Consider the following 17966-nt stretch of genomic DNA (forward strand, 5'->3'; position numbering starts at 1 on the left):
GCGATGCCGGATGCAGCCGACAAGGTCGTTGATCGCGCGCTGGGCGCGCTTGTCGGCGGGGCGCTGGGCGATGCGCTCGGCATGCCGACGCAGCTTTTGTCGCCGGCCCGTATTGCCGAACTCTATGGCCATGTCGAGGATTTCGTCGCGCCTTTCGCCGACCATCCGGTGTCCAAGGGGCTCGTGGCCGGCACCATCACCGACGACACCGAACAGGCGCTGCTGCTCGGCCGCATTCTTGTCGAATCCGGCGACCGTTTCGACCATGCGCGCTGGGTCAATGCGCTGCTCGACTGGGAACGCGAGGTCAAGGCGCGCGGCAGCTATGATCTGCTGGGACCGTCGACCAAGCGCGCCATCGATGCCATCAACAATGGTGTGCCGGCCGAAGAAGCCGGGCGCAGCGGCGACACCAATGGCGCGGCCATGCGCATCGCGCCTGTCGGCATCATGATGCCGCTGGAGCCGCTCGATGCGTTTGTGGCCAAAGTGGCGGAGACCTGCCGTGCCACGCACAACACCTCGATCGCCATTGCCTCGGCCGCCGCGGTCGCGGCCGCTGTCAGTCGCGGCGTCGCCGGCGGCGACTGGCGTGCTGCTTCCGACAGCGCCGTCGCGGCGGCGAGGCGAGGGGCCAAGGTCGGCCACTGGGTGACCGGCGGCGACATCGCCGCACGCATAGTCCTGGCGCAGGAGCTCGTGCGCGACAAGACCATGAAGGATGCGATCGGGCTCATCACCGAACTTGTCGGCACCGGTGTCGCCAGCCAGGAATCGGTCCCGGCCGCCTTCGCGGTGCTGGAAGTCTCCAACGGCGATCCCTGGAAGGCCGCTGTCATCAGCGCCAATCTCGGCGGCGACACCGACACGATCGGTGCCATTGCCGCAGGCATGGCTGGGGCCTGCATCGGCTTTTCGCAATTGCCGCAGGACCGGATCGCCGGCCTTAGGGGTATCGACATGGCCGAGGTTCGGACGCTGGCAGCCGATCTGGTTGCAGCAAGGGTGTTCAAGGGCCGCACGGACAAGACCGGCTCCGGCAAGGACGCCGCGGCATGAGCGGGCGCCTCGTCCATGTCGGCAGCGCGGTGGTCGACCATGTCTACCGTATCGATGCGTTGCCGGCGCCTGGTACGGAGAAGACAGCTTCAAGTTATGCGCAGGTCGCGGGCGGCGGCTTCAACATGATGGTTGCGGCCAGCCGCACCGGCATGACGGTTGTGTTCGGCGGCCAACTCGGCAGCGGGCCAAATGGCGATTTCCTGCGCGCTGCGCTTGCGGGCGAGGGTATCGAAACGCTGACGCCGCCATCATCTGCGATGGACAGCGGCAATTGCGTCGCCATGATCTCGAACGATGCCGAACGCACCTTCGTCTCGTGGCCCGGCGCGGAGAGCATTCTCAGCCTCGCCATGATGGCGCCCGTGGTTGCGGCATCCGGCGACTGGGTGTTCACCTCAGGCTACACGCTGAGCTATCCCGGCAGCCGCGACGCGCTGACCGACTGGATCGAGGCGCTGCCAGCAGGTATTCCGTTTGTGTTCGATCCGACGCCAATCATTGCGGACATTTCGCGCCCAATCCTGTCGCGGGTGCTTGCCGGCACGACTTGGTTGAGCTGCAACACGACCGAAGCGGCCGAGATCGCCGGCCTTGGCGATGTCGAAACCCTCGCACGCCGACTTCTCGCCGATCATTGCCCGAAGGCCGAAGGCGTTGTCATTCGCGCCGGCGCGAAGGGCTGCTTCGTGCAGTTGGCTGACGGCAGTGCGCAAACCATTCCCGGCTTCAAGGTCGATGCAATCGACACCAATGGCGCCGGCGACACCCATATCGGCGCCTTCGTCAGCGCATTGTCACGCGGGATGCCGGCTTTCGAGGCGGCGCGCTACGCCAATGCGGCGGCGGCGCTTTCGGTCACTCGCCATGGCGGGTCATCGGCGCCGACGGACAGAGAGATCCAGACATTCCTGAGCCATGCCGATGATCACGAGCATGGCCGGAAGCAACAGGCCTAAACATGCCGCGCCAAGCGGGCAAACAATGAGAGGAACGAACATGCGTATGCCCAGACTGACCGCTTTCCTGACTGCAACCTCCGTCATCGCCTCGGTGCTGGCCGCCAGCGCCGGCGAAGTGCACGTGCTCAACTGGAAGGGCTACGGCGCCGACGAGCCGTGGGCCGTCGAAGCCTTCGAGAAGGCGACCGGCAACAAGGTCATCAACGACTTCTTCAATTCCGAACAGGAAATGCTGACCAAGATCCGGACCAACCCGGGGCTCTACGACGTCGTCATGATCAATGCCGCCTTCAACGACCAGGCGATGGCGGAAAAGCTGATCCAGCCGATCGATGTGTCGAAGCTTTCCAACTATGCCAATATCAGCCCGGACAAAGCGAGCTCGCCGATGCTCGTCCATGACGGCAAGGTCTATGGCGTGCCGTGGGTGTGGGGGCTGACGGCGCTTGCCATCAACGAAAAGTCCTTCGACAAGCCGCCGACATCAATCGCCGAAATGTGGAATGCCGCGCATAAGGGCCGCGTAGTCATTCGCGACGACGCCGTCGAGGCGGTCCAGTTCGGGGCCATCGCCACCGGCCAGAATATCAACGACATCAAGGATATGGAGGCGGTCAAGGCGAAGCTGACCTCGCTGATGCCGCAGATCAAGACCTTCTGGAGCTCGGAGAACGACTGGAACCAGATGGTCGCCTCCAACCAGATCGACATCGGCACCTACTGGAGCGGTTCGGCCGACCGCGCCAAGACCCACTTCAAGCTGCCGGTCTCGCTGGTCATCCCGCAGGAGGGCGCCGTCGCCTGGCTCGATGCTTTCTCCATTCCGGCCGGTTCGAAAAATGTCGAGGGCGCCGAAGCCTTCATCAACTACATGATCGACCCGAAATTCTATGTCGAATGGGTCACCAAGGTCGGCGCTCCCGTCTCCGCCAACACCAAGGCGGTGGAAGCGCTGCCGGAGGATGCCTTCAACCGCAAGGTGATGGGCGATCCCGAGGTTGCCAAACGCATCCAGTTCCAGGCGCCGATCACCGACAAACAGCGCGAAGCCTATCTGGCGCTGTGGCAGCAGCTCAAGGTCGACGTGAAGTAAAGCTTACGTCCCGGCCAGCCGGCGGTTCGCGCCGGCTGGTCTTTCAATCCTGGGAGGAGGGTTACCATGGCAGCGCAGGGTACGTCGCGCAGCGGGCTGAGCTCGGCGCTGCCGCTGCTGGCGCCGGCCTATCTCTGGCTGACGGCGGCGATCTTCCTGCCGCTTTCGGCCATGGTGTTCTTCTCCTTCATGACCGACCTGCCGCTGTCGGGAAAGCCATGGGCTTTTACGCTCGGCAACTATGCCGCCTTCTTCTCGCAAAGCCTTTACCTGACGCTGCTGCTCGCCTCGCTCAGGCTCGGCCTCGAAGTGACGCTGTGGTGCGTCATCATCGGCTATCCTGCGGCCTATGTGCTGGCCAAGGTGCTGAAGGGCCGCAGCCGCGAGGCGATCTTCCTGCTCGTGATCCTGCCGTTCTGGTCGAACGGGCTGGTGCGCATTTTCTCATGGGCGATGGTTTTGCGCGAGGGCGGCATTCTCGACACGGCGCTCAATGCGGTGCTGCCGTTCAAGATCAACATCGACCTGATGTATTCCTACCCGGCCGTCATCATCGGTCTGGTGCACTCCTACGTGCCCTACATGGTGCTGACCTGCTATTTAACGCTGCAAGCAATTGACGACTCGCTGATCGAGGCCGGACGCTCGCTCGGCGCCTCGCGGTTGCAGGTGCTGAAGCGGGTGATCATCCCGCTGTCGATGCCCGGACTGGTGGCGGGTGCCGCGCTGATCTTCGTGCCGGTTGTCGGCTCTTTCATGGAGCCGCGCATTCTTGGCGGGCGCACCGGCACGTTCTACGGAACGATCATCGAGGACCAGTTCGTCGCAGTATTCAACTGGCCGCTGGGGGCGGCTTTGTCCTTCATCCTGCTGGCGGTCGTGTTGGTGATCCTGGCGGTTGCCTCGCCGGTGCTCAAGAGGGCCGCGTGATGATGACGACCCGCGTCCTCGAAGGGCTCGGCCGCTTCTATATCGGCCTGCTGCTCACCTTCCTCTATCTGCCGATCATCATCATGGCGCTGATGTCGCTCAACGTCTCGCCGTTCTATCAGCTGCCGTTCGAATGGACGACGGAATGGTACGCTTCGCTATGGCAGAACGACCAGCTCATCGCTGCCACCTGGAACAGCCTGGAGATCGCAGTGATCACCACCATCATCTGCGTGGTGCTTGGCTCGGCAGCATCGCTGGCGCTCTACCGCTACGACTTCCGCGGCAAGAAATTCCTGCAGGCGCTGCTGTTTCCGCCGATCGCCATTCCGTGGCTGATCACCGGCACGGCGATGCTGATCTTCTTCTTCGGCGTCGGCATCGGGCGCGGCCTGTTCGCCATCCTGCTCGGCCATGTGGCGCTGGCGTTGCCCTATGTCATCGTCGTCGTATCGGCCCGGCTGCAGACTTTTGCGCCGGAACTGGAAGAGGCGGCGCGGTCGCTCGGCGCCAATCAGTGGCAGGTCACAGCCCGCGTGACGCTGCCATGGATCATGCCCGGCGTCATCGCCGGCGGCTTGTTCGCGTTTGCCGTGTCGTTCGACCAGTTCGTCGTCTCCTACTTCCTGGCGACGCCGGGGCAGACGACGCTGCCGGTCGAAATCTATGCCGCGATCCGCAAGGGTTTCACGCCCGAGATCAATGCGGTCTCGACCATTATCATTGTCGTGTCGATGGCGCTGATGCTGCTCACGGCGCGCTTCTTCAAATTCGGCGGAGAGAAATAATGGCTGGCGTGCAGGTATCGAATGTCTCGCGCAGTTTTGGCGCGCACAAGGCGCTGGACGACGTCTCCATCGATTTCGCCGATGGCGGCTTCTATGCGCTGCTTGGTCCATCGGGCAGCGGCAAGACCACGTTGCTCAGGCAAATCGCAGGCTTCGATTTCCCTGATACCGGCCGCATCGCCATTGGCGGTGAAAGTGTAGAGCACGTGCCGGTCGAAAAGCGGCGCATCGGCATGGTGTTCCAGAACTACGCACTGTTTCCCAATATGAGCATCGCCCACAATATCGCCTTCGGCCTGTCGGTGCGCGGCGAAGCGAAAGCGACGATCGCCACCGAAGTCCAGCGCGCGCTCGATCTCGTCCAACTCGGCAAGCTTGGCGAGCGCCGGCCGCACCAACTCTCCGGCGGCCAGCGCCAGCGCGTCGCACTGGCGCGCGCCATCGTTACCAAACCGCGCGTGCTGTTGCTCGACGAGCCGCTCGGCGCGCTCGACAAGGCGTTGCGCGTCGACATGCAGATCGAGCTGAAGCGCATCCAGCGCGAGATCGGCATCACCACCATCTTCGTCACCCACGACCAGGAAGAGGCGCTGACGATGAGCGATCGCATCGGCATATTGCGCGACGGCAGGCTGGTGCAGGAAGGGCCGCCCGAGGAAATCTACGACCGGCCGAAGAGCGAATTCGCCGCCACCTTCCTCGGCGACGCCAACATTTTTCGCGGCGATGCGACCGGCAACGGTATCCGCCTGCCGGACGGCACGGCGATCGCCGCCGGTGTGGGCGACAGGCTTGCTGCCGGTACGAAGGCCAGCTGCGCGGTGCGGCCCGAGCGCATTCGTATCGCGACCGATGCCGGGGCTTCGAGCGGCAATGCCAACACGCTGAAGGGCCAGGTCTCCAAGCGCATCTTCGCCGGCAACAACAGCACATACTTCGTCGAGCGCGCCGGCCAAACGCTGAAGGTCATCGTCCAGAACACCGGCATCGATCGGCTGGCCGAAGGGCAGGATGTGATGCTCAGCTGGTCGCCGGAAAGCACTGTGCTGATTGCCGCAAGTTAATTCGCACTGTCACGCTGCCATGGCTCTGATGGGAATTGATGGAGCGGTCCTTGGCTGATCCGCCGGTCATGGCGTTATATCCCTCCTCCACGGGAGGAATATATGGCAGGCCAGGGTTTCGAGCCGGATGTGAGGGTTCGCACCAGCGAATACCGGATCGGCTGCATCGGCGCCGGCATGATCATGGCCGAATGCCATCTCGCCGCCTATGCGCAGGCCGGATTTCCGGTGGTGGCAATCGCCTCGCGGACCAAGTCCAGCGCTGAGAAGGTGGCGATGCGCTGGGGTATTGCGACCGTTCACGACACGCCCGAGCAACTGATCGAGGACGAGCGGGTCGAGATCGTCGACCTTGCCTTTCCACCCGACCAGCAGCCGGCGCTGATCCGCCATGCACTGAAGCAGAAGCACATCAAGGCGATCCTGGCGCAGAAGCCGCTGGCGCTGTCGGTGGAAGAGGCCGTCAAGCTACGCGACGAAGCTGCCAAGTCCGGCAAGATCCTCTCGGTCAACCAGAACATGCGCTACGACCAGTCGATGCGTGTCTTGAAGCAGATCATCGACAGCGGCGCGCTGGGCGAGATCGTCTTTGCTCAGATCGACATGCATGCGATCCCGCACTGGCAGACCTTCCTCGCGGACTACGACCGGCTGACGCTTGCCAATATGAGCGTGCATCATCTCGATGTGCTGCGCTTCCTGTTCGGCGATCCCTCGGAGATCACCACGCTGACGCGCAAGGACCCGCGCACGGCATTCGATCACTCCGACGGCATCACCGTCTCGACACTGCGCTTTCCCTCCGGCGTGCTCGCGGTGTCGCTGGAGGATGTCTGGTCCGGTCCGCGCCAGGAGGGCTACGAGGACGACCAGCACATCAATTGGCGCGTCGACGGCACCAAGGGTGTCGCCAAGGGCACGATCGGCTGGCCGAAAGGTGTGGCCTCGACGCTGACCTATGCCTCGACCGAGACGACCGGCGGCGAATGGATCAGCCCGAGCTGGGAAACGATGTGGTTCCCGCACGCCTTCATCGGCGTGATGGAACAGTTGCAGCATGCGGTGAAGACGGGCACGCCGCCGGCGCTATCGGTCGCCGACAATGTCAGGACGATGGCTCTGGTCGAGGCCGGCTATCGCTCGATGGCGGAAGGCCGCACCGTAAAACTGTCCGAAATATCGATCGACTGAACATTTCTTGCCACCGAATAGCGTGGCGGCTGAATCGCTTACCGGGAGGAGTTCACATCATGATGCAGGCAGGGATCTTCACCGGCTATTTCCCCTATGAGCTCGCGGAGGCCGCAAGACGCATCCGCGGGCTCGGGTTCAACACGGTGCAGCTCGATCTGCATTTCAGGGATATCGATCTTACAGCCGGGCAGATCACCAGGGACAAAGCCAGGACGGTGCGCGACACGTTCCGCGATCACAATCTGCCGGTCTGCTGTCTCTCGGGCTACACCAACATCATCCATCCCGATAAAGCCGAGCGCGCGAAGCGGGTCGGTTATCTCAAGGAGATCATCCGCAACGCGCGCGATTTCGGCTCGCCCTACGTGATCTCCGAGACCGGCACCTACAACACCGAATCCGATTGGGTGCATCACCCCAAGAACAAGACCGAGGAAGGGTTCGAGGAATGCCGCAAGGTGATCTCCGATCTTGCCCAGACAGCCTATGACCACGGCGCGGTGTTCCTGCTCGAAACCTATGTCAACAATGTCGTCGGCTCGGTCGAGGAGACGGTAAAAATGTTCGCGCAGGTCGACCATCCCGGCCTTGGCCTGTTGATGGACCCGACCAACTATTTCGAGGCACACAACATCGACCGGATGGACCAGGTGCTGAATCAGGTGTTCGACACGCTGACCGACAAGATCCGGATCGCGCATGCCAAGGATGTGAAGCGCTCCGGAAGCGACAAGACGGAGAAGCACGCCGATATCGGCGACGCGGACGCGCATGAAGGGCTGACCTTCCGTGGCGTCGGCGAGATCGAATTGCCGGCGCCCGGCTTGGGCTCACTGAACTATGACCTTTACCTCAAGCGGCTCAGCGAAAAGCACCCGAACATTCCTGTCATCATCGAGCACCTGACCGAGGATGACGTGCCGCGCGCGAAAACATTTCTCGACGGGAAATTCCGCGCCAACGGTCTGTAGGGATCGGGCGGGAGGTGACGATGGCGGTCAAGACAAAACGCGATTACAGCCTGGTCGGCGAAAGCACGCGCCGGGCGATCGAAACCGGATTGGCCTCGGCCGAGTGGTATCACACCGACGTGCCGCGCAAGGCGATGAAGGAGCTGATGCAGCGTTCCGACGAGCCGGCGATCCGCGATACCATCATCTGGATCGCTGCGATCCTGGGCTCGGGCGCCGGCATCGTCTGGTTCTGGGGCACATGGTGGGTGGTGCCGTTCCTGCTCGTCTATGGCGTGCTCTATGGTTCGTCGAGCGATTCGCGCTGGCATGAATGCGGCCATGGCACGGCTTTCCGCACGCGCTGGATGAACGATGTCGTCTACGAGATTGCCAGCTTCATGGTGGTGCGCAATCCGGTGCAATGGCGCTGGAGCCATGCCCGGCATCACACCGATACCGTCATCGTCGGGCGCGATGCCGAGATCGCCGTCATGCGGCCGCCAAACCTGCTCAAGGCGGCGCTCGCCTTCACCGGCCTTCTCGATTTCCGCTATTCGCTGCCGACCCTGGTGCGCCAGGCGTTCGGCAAGCTGTCTGACGATGAAAAGAGCTACATTCCGGAAAGTGAGCAGGGCAAGGCCATCATGGCGGCGCGCTGGCATGTGGCCATCTATGCGGCGGCGATTGCCGCCGCGATCGCGCTAAAATCATGGCTGCCGTTGGTGTTGATCGGCCTGCCACGCCTCTATGGCAGCTGGCACATGGTGCTGACCGGACTGCTGCAGCATATCGGGCTGGCCGACAATGTCGTCGACCATCGGCTGAACACCCGCACCGTCTACATGAACCCGGTCAGCCGCTTCATCTACTGGAACATGAATTATCATGTCGAACATCACATGTTCCCGATGGTGCCCTATCACGCGCTGCCGAGGCTGCACGAGTTGATCAAGCACGATCTGCCGGTGGCGAACCCGTCGATGTGGCATGCCTACCGCGAGGTCTGGCCGGTGCTTTTGAAGCAGCTGCGATACCAGGACTATTTCCTCAAGCGCGAATTGCCGCCGACGGCTCGGCCCTATCGTGGCGAGTTTCACGAGGTCGATATGTCGGCGGCGGCGGAGTAGCGGCTGCCTATGAACCCAGCTATCCGGCCTGTCTCGTGGCCGGTAAGGTGATCGGGAAAATCAATTCCAGCAAACAGGGACATAAGATGAGCCGAAAGAGACCGACGGTGGCCGATTTACGCGCCATGAAGGGCAAGCGCCAGCTAACCATGCTGCGCGTGCTGACCATGGATGAGGCCGAGGCTGCCGAGCGGGCAGGGGTGGACATCGTCTCGGTGCCGCCGGAGCTGGTGCTCAACCCGCAATACCGCGATGCGGCGCCCAGCCTGTTCACCATGCCGGGCGAGAATTTTTACGAGATCGGCACGGCGGACGATTTCCTGCGCTGGGCCTTCCGGCTCTACAAGGCCGGCGCCGACGCGGTCTATTGCAGCGCCGGTTTCGCCACCGTGAAGCGGCTTGCCGACGATGCCATCCCCGTCATCGGCCATGTCGGCCTCATTCCGTCGCGTGCGACCTGGACCGGCGGTTTCAAGGCCGTCGGCAAGACCGCCGACACCGCCATGCAGATCTTCGAGGCGGTGAAACAATATGAAGCAGTCGGTGCGCTCGGCGCGGAGATCGAAGTGGTGCCGGTCGAGGTGGCGAAGGCGATCTCGGAGCGCACCTCGCTGATCATGCTGTCGATGGGAGCGGGCACCGGCTGCGATGCGCAATACCTGTTCGCCGACGACATACTCGGCCAGAACAGGGGCCACATGCCGCGCCATTCCAAGGTCTATCGCAATTTCGCAGCCGAATATGACCGCTTGCAAGCAGAGCGGGTGGCGGCGTTTTCCGAATATGTCGCCGACGTCAACAGCGGCGCTTATCCGGAAGACAAGCATGTGGTGCGCATGGACCCGGCCGAGCTCAGCCAATTCATGAAAAGGGTGGATGAAAAGGCCTGAACTCGCCGATCTGGCCTGGTCGCTGTTACGCCCGCCAACCGCCGTTGGCGAGCGAGGCGTAAAGCGGCTCGGCGTCCGGGCCGAGCGGCCTGTCTTCCCTGAGGCTTGCCACGTGCGCGCGCACCGCCGCATGGATGACTCCTGTCGCCGGCGCCAGCGTCAGGCCTTCGCGCAAATCGACCGCCTGTGCTGCCGCCATCAGCTCAAAGGCGATCAACCGTCGCCACAGGCCGATCATGCCGGCGCTTTTCGTAACAGCGAGCAGCGTCTGCGTCGCATGGTCCTCGACGCCTTCCGAGACCGGCAGGAAGTCGAGCATCACGGGATTGGCCTTGTGGCGGATGGCGGCGAGGATCGCCGTGACTGTCTTTTGCAGCGGCACGAAGCCGGCGGACGCGCCGCCGATTGGCGACAAATATTTAGGCAGGCCGTTGCGGCCGGAGCCGGTGAGTTGGACGAAGCGTGCGGCCGTTGCGGCTGAGGCCTGCGCGATGGCGAGGCCAAGCGTCTCGAAAGCGAGTGCCATCGAGGCGGTGTGGAAATTGCCTGTCGACAAGACCAAATTGTCCTCTCCGAGTACCAGAGGATTGTCGGCGGCGGCGTTGAGCTCGATTTCTACCGCAAGCCTTGCATTGTCGATCGCCTGGATCAGCGCGCCGTGTATCGACGGCATGCAGCGGACCGAAAGCGGATCCTGCAAGGTGGTGGGCGGTGGTTGCTCGTCGCGGGCGAGCAGATCGCGTAGCTCCTTTGCCGCAAGCTGCTGGCAGGCCGCCGGACGCGCCAGATGCAGACGCGGATCGAGGATGGTGCGGTTGGCGCCAAGTGCCTCCATCGTCAGTGCGCCGGCTTGCTGCTGTTGTTCAAAGGCTGAGAGGGCATCAGCGAGCGCCAGTGCGCCGGCGCCCGTCGAGACCGCCGAAGCATTGATCAACGACAGTCCGTCTTTGGGCGCCAGGCTGACCGGCGCCAGCCGCGCCATCATCAACGCCTTTGCGGAAGGCATGCGCCGGCCTTGGTAGTCAGCCTCGCCCTCCGCAATCAGCGTGCGGGCTATCGCGGTCATCAGCAGCAGGTCGCCGGCGCCGATTGAACCTAGAGACGGCATCACAGGATGCACGCCCGCATTGATCGCGTCGACAAGGGCGGTCAAAACAGCCGGCGAAATACCCGAACCGCCAACCGAGAACATCGCGGCGCGCGCCAGCATTGTCGCCCGCACCGCCTCTTGCGGCAGCGGCTCGCCGACAGCGCCGCTGCGGCCTTCCAGCAGCTGGCGCTGGAAGGCACTGGCATCGTCTTCGACCGTGGTGCCGAGATTGGCGCCGAGCCCGGTGTTGAGGCCGTAGATCTGCTGGCCGGACGCTGCGGCCTGGTCAAGCACTTTGCGGGCTTTGTCGAGCCTCTCGATGACGCCGGGCCCGACCTCGACCTTGCGGCCGCCACGGGCGACGGCCGCGACATCCTCGACGCTGATGCCGGCGCCGCTGAGGACGAGCGCGCTCATGCGAAGCGCAGCCTCTGGCCAATGCCCTTGTCTGTGGCCTTGGCCAGCATTGCCTTGCCCAGCGCAATGTCGGACAGTGACAGGCCGCGATGCCAGAACAGGATCGTCTCGTCGTCGCTTTCGCGCCCGGCTTTCAGGCCGGCAACGATCTGGCCGAGTTCGGCATGCAGCGTCTTTTCGCTCAGCTTCCCAGTCTCGACATGGGCGCGCAGCGAGCCGAACTTGCCGCCCTTGCACTGGCCCCAATCGTCGACGACCATTTTCTGCATGATGTCGGTCAGCGACAGCTCCACCGCGCTCATCGTGCCATAGGGCATGACGAGAGCGCCGGGTTTGATCCATTCGGTCTTAAGCAGCGGCTGCGGCTCGGGCAGGCGCGAGGCCTCGACGACGATGTCGGCGTCTTTGACGCAGCTCTCCCAGTCGGCGACCGCCGTGACCTTCTTGCCGAGATCGGCGGAGAGTTTGGCGGCAAAGCCGTCGCGGCTTTCCGGGCGGCGCGAATGGACGCGGATCTCGTCGAAATCAAAGAGATGATCGAGCAGGCGCACGTTCCAGTAGGCGGTGCCGCGCGCGCCGATATGGGCAAGCACCTTCGAGTTCTTGCGCGCCAGATGCTTGGCGCCGATGGCGGTGACGGCGCCGGTGCACATGTCGGTGATGACGGTGGCGTCAAGGATGGCGCGCGGCGTGCCGGTGCGCGGATCGAACAGGTTCAAAATGCCGAATTCCGAGGGCAGGCCGTGCAGATAGTTGTCGACATAGTCGCCGACGATCTTCACGCCGGCCGCATCGAGCGGCGCGACGTAGCCGCGCAGCACGTTGAAATGGCCATGGAAAGCCGGATCGGGTTCGAGATGGACGCGCGGTTCGATCACCGTCTGGCCATTGCCTTGCGCGACCAGTCCAGCCTCGACGGCGGCGATGATTTCGCCGTCGGTCATATCAAGGGCTTCGATATCGAGGGCATTGAGGTAGTCGATATAGATCGGCTTCATGCAGGTTCCTTGCCGCTAAGGCGCTAATCCATAACAGGCCTCGGCGCGACACGGAAGTTTGTTGGCTAGGCTCTGGACTGGGCGAGCCATATGCTGTTCAACGCGGTTCGTCATGACTGCCGTTCCCGACAGCGAAGCCTCCACCGAGACCGCCAGCAGCAATGCGCGGCGCGTGGCGCTGATCGTCGCCATCGCGTTTTTCATGCAGTTGCTGGATTCAACGATCATCTCGACCTCGCTGCCGCAGATGGGCCAATCCTTCGGCGTGCCGGCGGTGGCGATGAGCATCGGCATCACCGTCTATATGCTGACCATGGCGGTGTTCGTGCCGCTGTCGGGCTGGCTTGCCGACCGCTTCGGGGCGCGCAACATCTTCCTGCTGGCGATCGTACTGTTCACGCTGGCCTCGCTCGCCTGCGGCTTCTCGCAAAGTCTCCCTCAATTCGTCGCCGCCCGCGTCGTGCAGGGCCTGGGCAGCGCGCTGATGACGCCGGTCGGGCGTATTCTCGTGCTACGCAATGCGCCGAAGTCGGAGCTGCTCAATGCCACGGCGCTGATCACCTGGCCGGCGCTGTTCGCGCCTGTCGTCGGGCCGGTACTCGGCGGCTTCATCACCACCTATCTCTCCTGGCACTGGAATTTCTTCATCAACATCCCGCTTGGGCTGATTGGGCTGGCGCTGGTGGCGCGTTTTATCCCCGGCGACCGCGAGGCCGATGCCAAGCCGCTGGACTGGCCGGGATTTTTCCTGACATCGCTGGGACTTGCCCTTCTGCTCTATGGCCTCGAACGCATTGCGCATCCCGAGGATGGAGCCTTGCCGACGGTGCTGCTGGTTGCGGCGGGCATCGTCATCGGCTGGCTGGCGGTGCGGCACCTCCGGCGCGCGCCGCATCCGCTGCTCGATCTCTCCGCGTTCAAGGTGTTGACCTTCGCCATCTCGACGCTCGCCGCCGGCACCATCTTCCGCGTGGCGATCAACGCCACGCCGTTCCTGCTGCCATTGCTGTTCCAGGTTGGTTTCGGGCTTTCGCCCGTCGATGCCGGCCTGATGATCCTGGCCTATTTCCTCGGCAATCTCGGCATGAAGACGGTGACGACGCCGACGCTCAGGCGTTTCGGTTTTCGCACGGTGATGGTCGTCAACGGCATCATCGCGTCGGCCTCGATCATGGCGTGCGCGGCGATCTCGCCTGACACACCGCAGGCGCTGGTGGTGGCGCTGATGCTGGTCGCCGGCCTGTCGCGCTCGATGCAGTTTACCGCGCTGAACACGCTGGCCTTCGCCGACATCGACGCGACACAGCGCAGTTCTGCGGCGACGCTGTCTTCCATGCTGCAGCAGATAGCGATGCTGTTCGGTGTCGCGGTGGCGGCGGCGATCCTCAACCTGTCGCAGATCATGAGGGACCGGCCGGCGCTCGACCTCGTTGATTTTCGCATCGCCTTTGTTGTTATCGGCACCATCGGGCTGGTGGCGGCGTTGCGGTTCCTCGTGCTGCCGCCTGGTGCGGGCGCCGAAGTTTCGGGCCACGCGACGCAGGGTTGACGTTCAGACATTCTCAGCTGTGGAATAATTTGTTGCCGGAACGGGCAAAATTCAAAGTGCGGCAAATGGATTAGCGGCGTTTGCTCACGACCCGATTCATCCCGTTCGCAGACCCAGATGAAAGGAACCGCCATGGCCACCACAAAACTTCTCAGCGACGCCGAGGTCGAGAAAATCCCGGTCGCCAAGGCGGTGTTCGACGACATCCGCGCCACCCGCAAGTCCGATTTCGTCAACAATTTCTGGCGCGGGTTGGCCAATGATCCGGCCTTGCTGAAACGGACCTGGGAACAGGTGAAGGTGGTGATGGCCACGGAGAGCGCCATCGATCCGCTGACCAAGGAGATGATCTACATCGCGGTGTCCACTGCCAATGGCTGCTCTTACTGCGTCCATTCGCACACGGCCGCCGCTCGCGCCAAAGGCATGACCGATGCACAGCATGGCGAACTGGTGTCGATTATCGGGCTGGCCGGGCAGACCAATCATCTGGTGACGGCCATGCAGATCCCGGTCGATCCTGAGTTTGAAGTGAAGTGAGGCGGCAGCGCGCCCTTACCTTCTCCCCCTGTGGGAGAAGGTGGCCTCGCGAAGCGAGGTCGGATGAGGGGTGTTGGAAAGGATCGCGACCTTTGAGAACTAGGCGATTGAAATCCCTCGATCTTTTAACGTCTGGTTTCTTCCAGCACCCCTTGTATCTGCACGGAGGAGACTTTGTGCGATGGAAGCGGCTGAGCCTCGAACCGGACGGCCATCCGATTCGAGGCTTGGCGAAGTCGCCCGACACCCCTGCGGCTACAACCGTGGATGAGCCTGGGATCTTCGCCTCGTCACGCACGACCGAATAGTCGCTTGGCTCCAATCGCACGCACAAGGCAGGTTACCGTGAACACGACCCTCTGTGGAATAGATATTTCGAAAGACTGGCTCGACGCCCATATCGAGCCGATCGGAACGGCAAGCCGTTTCGCCAACGATGCGGCAGGCATTGCCGATCTGGCCGCCTGGTGTCAGGCCAATGACGTCGAACTCGTCGTCATGGAGGCCAGTGGCGGCTACGAGCGGTTGGCCTTCCTGCTGTTGTGGGAGATGGGGCAACCCTGCGGCATGGCCAATGCGAGGAGCGTTCGCTACTTCGCCGAGGCCATGGGCTTCCTGGAGAAGACTGACAGGATCGATGCCGCCGTGATTGCCCGTTATGGTGCCGTCAAGCGGCTCAAGCCGACGCCACCGCCGAGCGCGGCCCAGCAGCGGCTCAAGGCGCTGGTTGCGCGGCTTTCCCAGGTGGGAGGTGATCTCACCATTCAAAAGCAGCGCAAGAGCACTGCCGACGCTGAAACCATCGCTAGCCTTGATGAGGTGATCGCGCTGCTTGCGCGCCAGAGCCGGAGGCTCGAGGGTGAGATCGCCACGCTCATCGATGACGATCCGCTGTGGGCATGTCTCGACCGGGCCTTCCGCTCGCTCAAGGGGGTTGCCTCTCGCACCGTGGCGCGGCTGATGGCGCAGTTGCCCGAGATCGGCATCCTCTCCAACAAGGCCATCGCCAAGCTGGCCGGCCTGGCCCCGATCGCCAATGACAGCGGCAAGCGCAGCGGTCGAAGACCAGTGCGCGGCGGTCGTGCCGGCCCGCGCGGCGTTCTCTTCCTCGTTGCCGGCATCGTCGCCAAATATGATCCGCATCTGGCCGCTTTCAAGCAACGGTTGCAGGCTGCCGGAAAGGAAAAGATGGTCATCCGCATTGCACTCGCCCGCAAGCTGCTCGTCATTCTCAATGCAAAAGCACGCGACGCGCGAAACGAGTTCGCAAATGCAACTTGACACCTCAGATAGTCGCTCATCCGTCTCGGCGCTGCGCGCCGATCCACCTTCTCCCACAAGGGGAGAAGGGAAAAAGGGTATAGCCCATTGCCATTTTGTTCCGCTCTATGATTCTACTCCCTTAGGAGTGAGCTGATTCGATGCGTGAGATCATCTTCGATACGGAAACCACCGGCCTCGACATGCGCGACGACCGCATTATCGAGCTTGGCGGCGTCGAACTGGTCAACCGCTTCCCGACCGGGCGCACCTTCCACAAATTCATCAACCCGCAAGGGCGAGCCGTTCATCACGAGGCGCAGGCCGTGCACGGCATCAGCGCCGCCGACCTGGTCGGCAAGCCGACCTTTGCCGAAATCGCCGAGGAATGGCTGTCCTTTACCGACGGCGCCAAGCTCGTCGCCCACAACGCCAATTTCGATATCGGCTTCCTCAACACCGAGTTCGGCCGGCTCGGCCAGCCGGTCATCGATACGGGGCGCGTCGTCGACACGCTGGCGCTGGCGCGACGCAAGCACCCGATGGGTCCCAATTCGCTCGATGCGCTCTGCCGCCGCTACGGCATCGACAACGGCCACCGCACCAAGCACGGCGCGCTGCTCGATTCCGAACTGCTGGCCGAAGTCTACATCGAGCTCATCGGCGGCAAGCAGGCGGCGCTCATCCTCGAAACGGTGGCGGTGCAGGTCAATAGCAATGGTGACGTCGCCGACATCGACATCTCGATCGCCGCCCGGCCGATCGCCCTGCCGCCACGACTGACCGAGGGAGAGCGCGCAGCGCATGCCGGGTTGGTGGCGACGCTTGGGGAGAAGGCGCTGTGGCTGAAGGTGGCTGCGGGGTGAGACTCCTGAGGTTAGCCGAAACCCTCGCGACTTCGTCATCCCAGGGCGGAGCAAGGAGCGAAGCGACGCAGCGCAGACCCTAGGCTCCATGCCGTGACGCTGATGCTGTGCTCTGGCGGCGCAAGAAACCGAGCGCCTACCACCCAGTTCCGCGAAAGAGTTCAAACCACTCCGGGTTGGCCTTTTCGATCAGATCGATCTTCCACTGTCGAGGCCAGCGCAGCGACTTCTCGCGCTGATGGCATCGGTGATGTCGAAGAATTCCTCGTACCAGACCAGCCGCTGCACACCGTAGCGCTGGTGAAGCCTGGACCCTGGCCGGATGTGCTCCGGCATGCGGCGGCCAAGATCGTTGGTGACGGCGATGTATATGGTGCCGCGCTTCTGGCTTGCGGTCATGTAGACATAGCCGGTCATGGCTTCAGGGTAACGAGCGTTGGTGCGCGAACAAGCGCCATTCTGATCCGTTGCACTCTAGGGCAGACATTACGGCATGGATCCTAGGGTCTGCGCCGCGTCGCTTCGCTCCTTGCTTCGCCCTAGGATGACGAAGTGGCGAGGGCTTCGGCTAAACCAGAGCGTGCTGTCCCACCAACGTCTCCAACAAAAAGCCCGGCACAAGGCCGGGCTTTTCAAACACTAGCGTAGAGCCTTCTCAGCTCACCTTGACCTTCGAGGCCGCCTGGTCCTCGGCCAGCTTCTGCTGGAACATCTGCGCGAAATCGATCGGGTCGAGCATCAGCGGCGGGAAGCCGCCATTGCGGGTGGCCTCGGCGATGATCTGGCGGGCGAAGGGGAACAGGAGCCGCGGGCATTCGATGAACAGGATCGGCAGCATGTGTTCCTGCGGGAAGCCTGAGATAGCGAAGACGCCGCCATAGACCAGCTCGACATTGAACAGCACTTCCTGGTCAAAGGAGGCCTTGGCGTTCAACGTCAGATTGACGTCGAACTGCTTGTCGGAGAGCGGGTTGGCGTTGACATTGACGTTGATGGCGATGCCGGGCGCCTTGTCGCGGCCGCGCAGCGAGTTCGGCGCGCCGGGGCTTTCGAAGGACAGGTCCTTCACATACTGGGCGAGCACGTTGAGCGACGGCTGCGCCGTTTCGCCGTTGTTGCCATTGGCGGCGCCGACCGGCGCGTCATCTTTGCTGGCCATGAGCCTTGATCCTTTTGCCTGGGCAGC

At 63.0% G+C, this 17966-nt stretch carries 17 protein-coding genes and 1 pseudogene; 14 read left to right on the forward strand and 4 right to left on the reverse strand.

Translation table 11 applies throughout. The features are described from left to right. Positions 1-3 precede the first annotated feature (3 nt). From JQK88_RS02800 to JQK88_RS02845, 10 genes are all read left to right on the forward strand, one after another. A complete protein-coding gene (locus tag JQK88_RS02800) occupies positions 4-1059 on the forward strand; it encodes an ADP-ribosylglycohydrolase family protein (protein WP_192259448.1) in 1056 nt (351 codons plus the stop codon). Next, entirely contained in the window at positions 1056-2018 is a 963-nt protein-coding gene (locus JQK88_RS02805) for a PfkB family carbohydrate kinase (protein ID WP_192259446.1), read from the forward strand. The genes JQK88_RS02800 and JQK88_RS02805 overlap by 4 nt, the downstream gene beginning before the upstream one ends. A gap of 40 nt (positions 2019-2058) precedes the next feature. Beyond that, positions 2059-3114 (forward strand): ABC transporter substrate-binding protein, encoded by a 1056-nt coding sequence (locus JQK88_RS02810; RefSeq protein WP_192259445.1) that lies wholly within the window; start codon positions 2059-2061, stop codon positions 3112-3114. A 66-nt stretch (positions 3115-3180) separates the two neighbouring features. Then, positions 3181-4044, forward strand: coding sequence for an ABC transporter permease (locus tag JQK88_RS02815; protein ID WP_112560252.1), 864 nt, complete (start codon positions 3181-3183; stop codon positions 4042-4044). Next, positions 4044-4832, forward strand: a complete 789-nt coding sequence (locus JQK88_RS02820) for an ABC transporter permease (RefSeq protein ID WP_112560253.1) — start codon at positions 4044-4046, stop codon at positions 4830-4832. The genes JQK88_RS02815 and JQK88_RS02820 overlap by 1 nt, the downstream gene beginning before the upstream one ends. Further along, positions 4832-5896, forward strand: coding sequence for an ABC transporter ATP-binding protein (locus JQK88_RS02825; RefSeq protein WP_192259443.1), 1065 nt, complete (start codon positions 4832-4834; stop codon positions 5894-5896). The genes JQK88_RS02820 and JQK88_RS02825 overlap by 1 nt, the downstream gene beginning before the upstream one ends. A gap of 102 nt (positions 5897-5998) precedes the next feature. Continuing rightward, complete coding sequence (locus JQK88_RS02830) at positions 5999-7087, forward strand: Gfo/Idh/MocA family protein (RefSeq protein WP_192259441.1); 1089 nt, start codon at positions 5999-6001, stop codon at positions 7085-7087. Between the two features lie 59 nt (positions 7088-7146). Next, positions 7147-8061: a sugar phosphate isomerase/epimerase family protein gene (locus JQK88_RS02835; protein ID WP_192259439.1), complete on the forward strand. Its 915-nt coding sequence runs from the start codon at positions 7147-7149 to the stop codon at positions 8059-8061. 20 nt (positions 8062-8081) lie between these two features. Beyond that, entirely contained in the window at positions 8082-9170 is a 1089-nt protein-coding gene (locus JQK88_RS02840; RefSeq protein ID WP_192259437.1) for a fatty acid desaturase family protein, read from the forward strand. 86 nt (positions 9171-9256) lie between these two features. Continuing rightward, positions 9257-10060, forward strand: a complete 804-nt coding sequence (locus JQK88_RS02845) for a 3-methyl-2-oxobutanoate hydroxymethyltransferase (protein WP_192259435.1) — start codon at positions 9257-9259, stop codon at positions 10058-10060. 25 nt (positions 10061-10085) lie between these two features. Here JQK88_RS02845 and JQK88_RS02850 read toward each other — a convergent pair whose 3' ends face one another. Next, positions 10086-11567, reverse strand: coding sequence for an HAL/PAL/TAL family ammonia-lyase (locus JQK88_RS02850; protein ID WP_203277368.1), 1482 nt, complete (start codon positions 11565-11567; stop codon positions 10086-10088). Further along, positions 11564-12565 carry an ornithine cyclodeaminase family protein gene (locus JQK88_RS02855; protein ID WP_203277369.1) on the reverse strand — a complete coding sequence of 334 codons (1002 nt, stop codon included), beginning with the start codon at positions 12563-12565 and terminating at the stop codon, positions 11564-11566. Before JQK88_RS02855 ends, JQK88_RS02850 begins: the two co-directional genes overlap by 4 nt. A 112-nt stretch (positions 12566-12677) precedes the next feature. On the opposite strand from JQK88_RS02855, the gene JQK88_RS02860 reads away from it, so the two are divergent. The 4 genes from JQK88_RS02860 (at position 12678) to dnaQ (ending at position 16780) form a co-directional block, all read left to right on the forward strand. Beyond that, a complete protein-coding gene (locus JQK88_RS02860; protein ID WP_203277370.1) occupies positions 12678-14114 on the forward strand; it encodes a DHA2 family efflux MFS transporter permease subunit in 1437 nt (478 codons plus the stop codon). Positions 14115-14246: 132 nt separating this feature from the next. Next, positions 14247-14654 (forward strand): carboxymuconolactone decarboxylase family protein, encoded by a 408-nt coding sequence (locus tag JQK88_RS02865; RefSeq protein WP_203277371.1) that lies wholly within the window; start codon positions 14247-14249, stop codon positions 14652-14654. A 345-nt stretch (positions 14655-14999) separates the two neighbouring features. After that, positions 15000-15935 (forward strand): IS110 family RNA-guided transposase, encoded by a 936-nt coding sequence (locus JQK88_RS02870; RefSeq protein WP_203277372.1) that lies wholly within the window; start codon positions 15000-15002, stop codon positions 15933-15935. A 140-nt stretch (positions 15936-16075) separates the two neighbouring features. After that, on the forward strand, positions 16076-16780 hold the full coding sequence (gene dnaQ, locus JQK88_RS02875; protein WP_203277373.1) for a DNA polymerase III subunit epsilon: 705 nt from the start codon (positions 16076-16078) through the stop codon (positions 16778-16780). Between the two features lie 136 nt (positions 16781-16916). Here the strand turns inward: dnaQ and JQK88_RS02880 are convergent. After that, positions 16917-17197, reverse strand: a pseudogene (locus JQK88_RS02880) (GIY-YIG nuclease family protein). 238 nt (positions 17198-17435) lie between these two features. Next, positions 17436-17939 (reverse strand): protein-export chaperone SecB, encoded by a 504-nt coding sequence (gene secB, locus JQK88_RS02885; protein ID WP_112393905.1) that lies wholly within the window; start codon positions 17937-17939, stop codon positions 17436-17438. Between the last annotated feature and the right edge of the window lie 27 nt (positions 17940-17966).

It is taken from the genome of Mesorhizobium caraganae (assembly GCF_016836705.1).
Lineage (GTDB): Bacteria > Pseudomonadota > Alphaproteobacteria > Rhizobiales > Rhizobiaceae > Mesorhizobium > Mesorhizobium caraganae.

Bases quoted from the DNA above. Each gene is read 5' to 3' on its own strand.
- JQK88_RS02800 (WP_192259448.1), top strand. From the start codon at position 4: ATGCCGGATGCAGCCGACAAGGTCGTTGATCGCGCGCTGGGCGCGCTT.
- JQK88_RS02805 (WP_192259446.1), top strand. From the start codon at position 1,056: ATGAGCGGGCGCCTCGTCCATGTCGGCAGCGCGGTGGTCGACCATGTC.
- JQK88_RS02810 (WP_192259445.1), top strand. From the start codon at position 2,059: ATGCGTATGCCCAGACTGACCGCTTTCCTGACTGCAACCTCCGTCATC.
- JQK88_RS02815 (WP_112560252.1), top strand. From the start codon at position 3,181: ATGGCAGCGCAGGGTACGTCGCGCAGCGGGCTGAGCTCGGCGCTGCCG.
- JQK88_RS02820 (WP_112560253.1), top strand. From the start codon at position 4,044: ATGATGACGACCCGCGTCCTCGAAGGGCTCGGCCGCTTCTATATCGGC.
- JQK88_RS02825 (WP_192259443.1), top strand. From the start codon at position 4,832: ATGGCTGGCGTGCAGGTATCGAATGTCTCGCGCAGTTTTGGCGCGCAC.
- JQK88_RS02830 (WP_192259441.1), top strand. From the start codon at position 5,999: ATGGCAGGCCAGGGTTTCGAGCCGGATGTGAGGGTTCGCACCAGCGAA.
- JQK88_RS02835 (WP_192259439.1), top strand. From the start codon at position 7,147: ATGATGCAGGCAGGGATCTTCACCGGCTATTTCCCCTATGAGCTCGCG.
- JQK88_RS02840 (WP_192259437.1), top strand. From the start codon at position 8,082: ATGGCGGTCAAGACAAAACGCGATTACAGCCTGGTCGGCGAAAGCACG.
- JQK88_RS02845 (WP_192259435.1), top strand. From the start codon at position 9,257: ATGAGCCGAAAGAGACCGACGGTGGCCGATTTACGCGCCATGAAGGGC.
- JQK88_RS02850 (WP_203277368.1), bottom strand. From the start codon at position 11,567: ATGAGCGCGCTCGTCCTCAGCGGCGCCGGCATCAGCGTCGAGGATGTC.
- JQK88_RS02855 (WP_203277369.1), bottom strand. From the start codon at position 12,565: ATGAAGCCGATCTATATCGACTACCTCAATGCCCTCGATATCGAAGCC.
- JQK88_RS02860 (WP_203277370.1), top strand. From the start codon at position 12,678: ATGACTGCCGTTCCCGACAGCGAAGCCTCCACCGAGACCGCCAGCAGC.
- JQK88_RS02865 (WP_203277371.1), top strand. From the start codon at position 14,247: ATGGCCACCACAAAACTTCTCAGCGACGCCGAGGTCGAGAAAATCCCG.
- dnaQ (WP_203277373.1), top strand. From the start codon at position 16,076: ATGCGTGAGATCATCTTCGATACGGAAACCACCGGCCTCGACATGCGC.
- secB (WP_112393905.1), bottom strand. From the start codon at position 17,939: ATGGCCAGCAAAGATGACGCGCCGGTCGGCGCCGCCAATGGCAACAAC.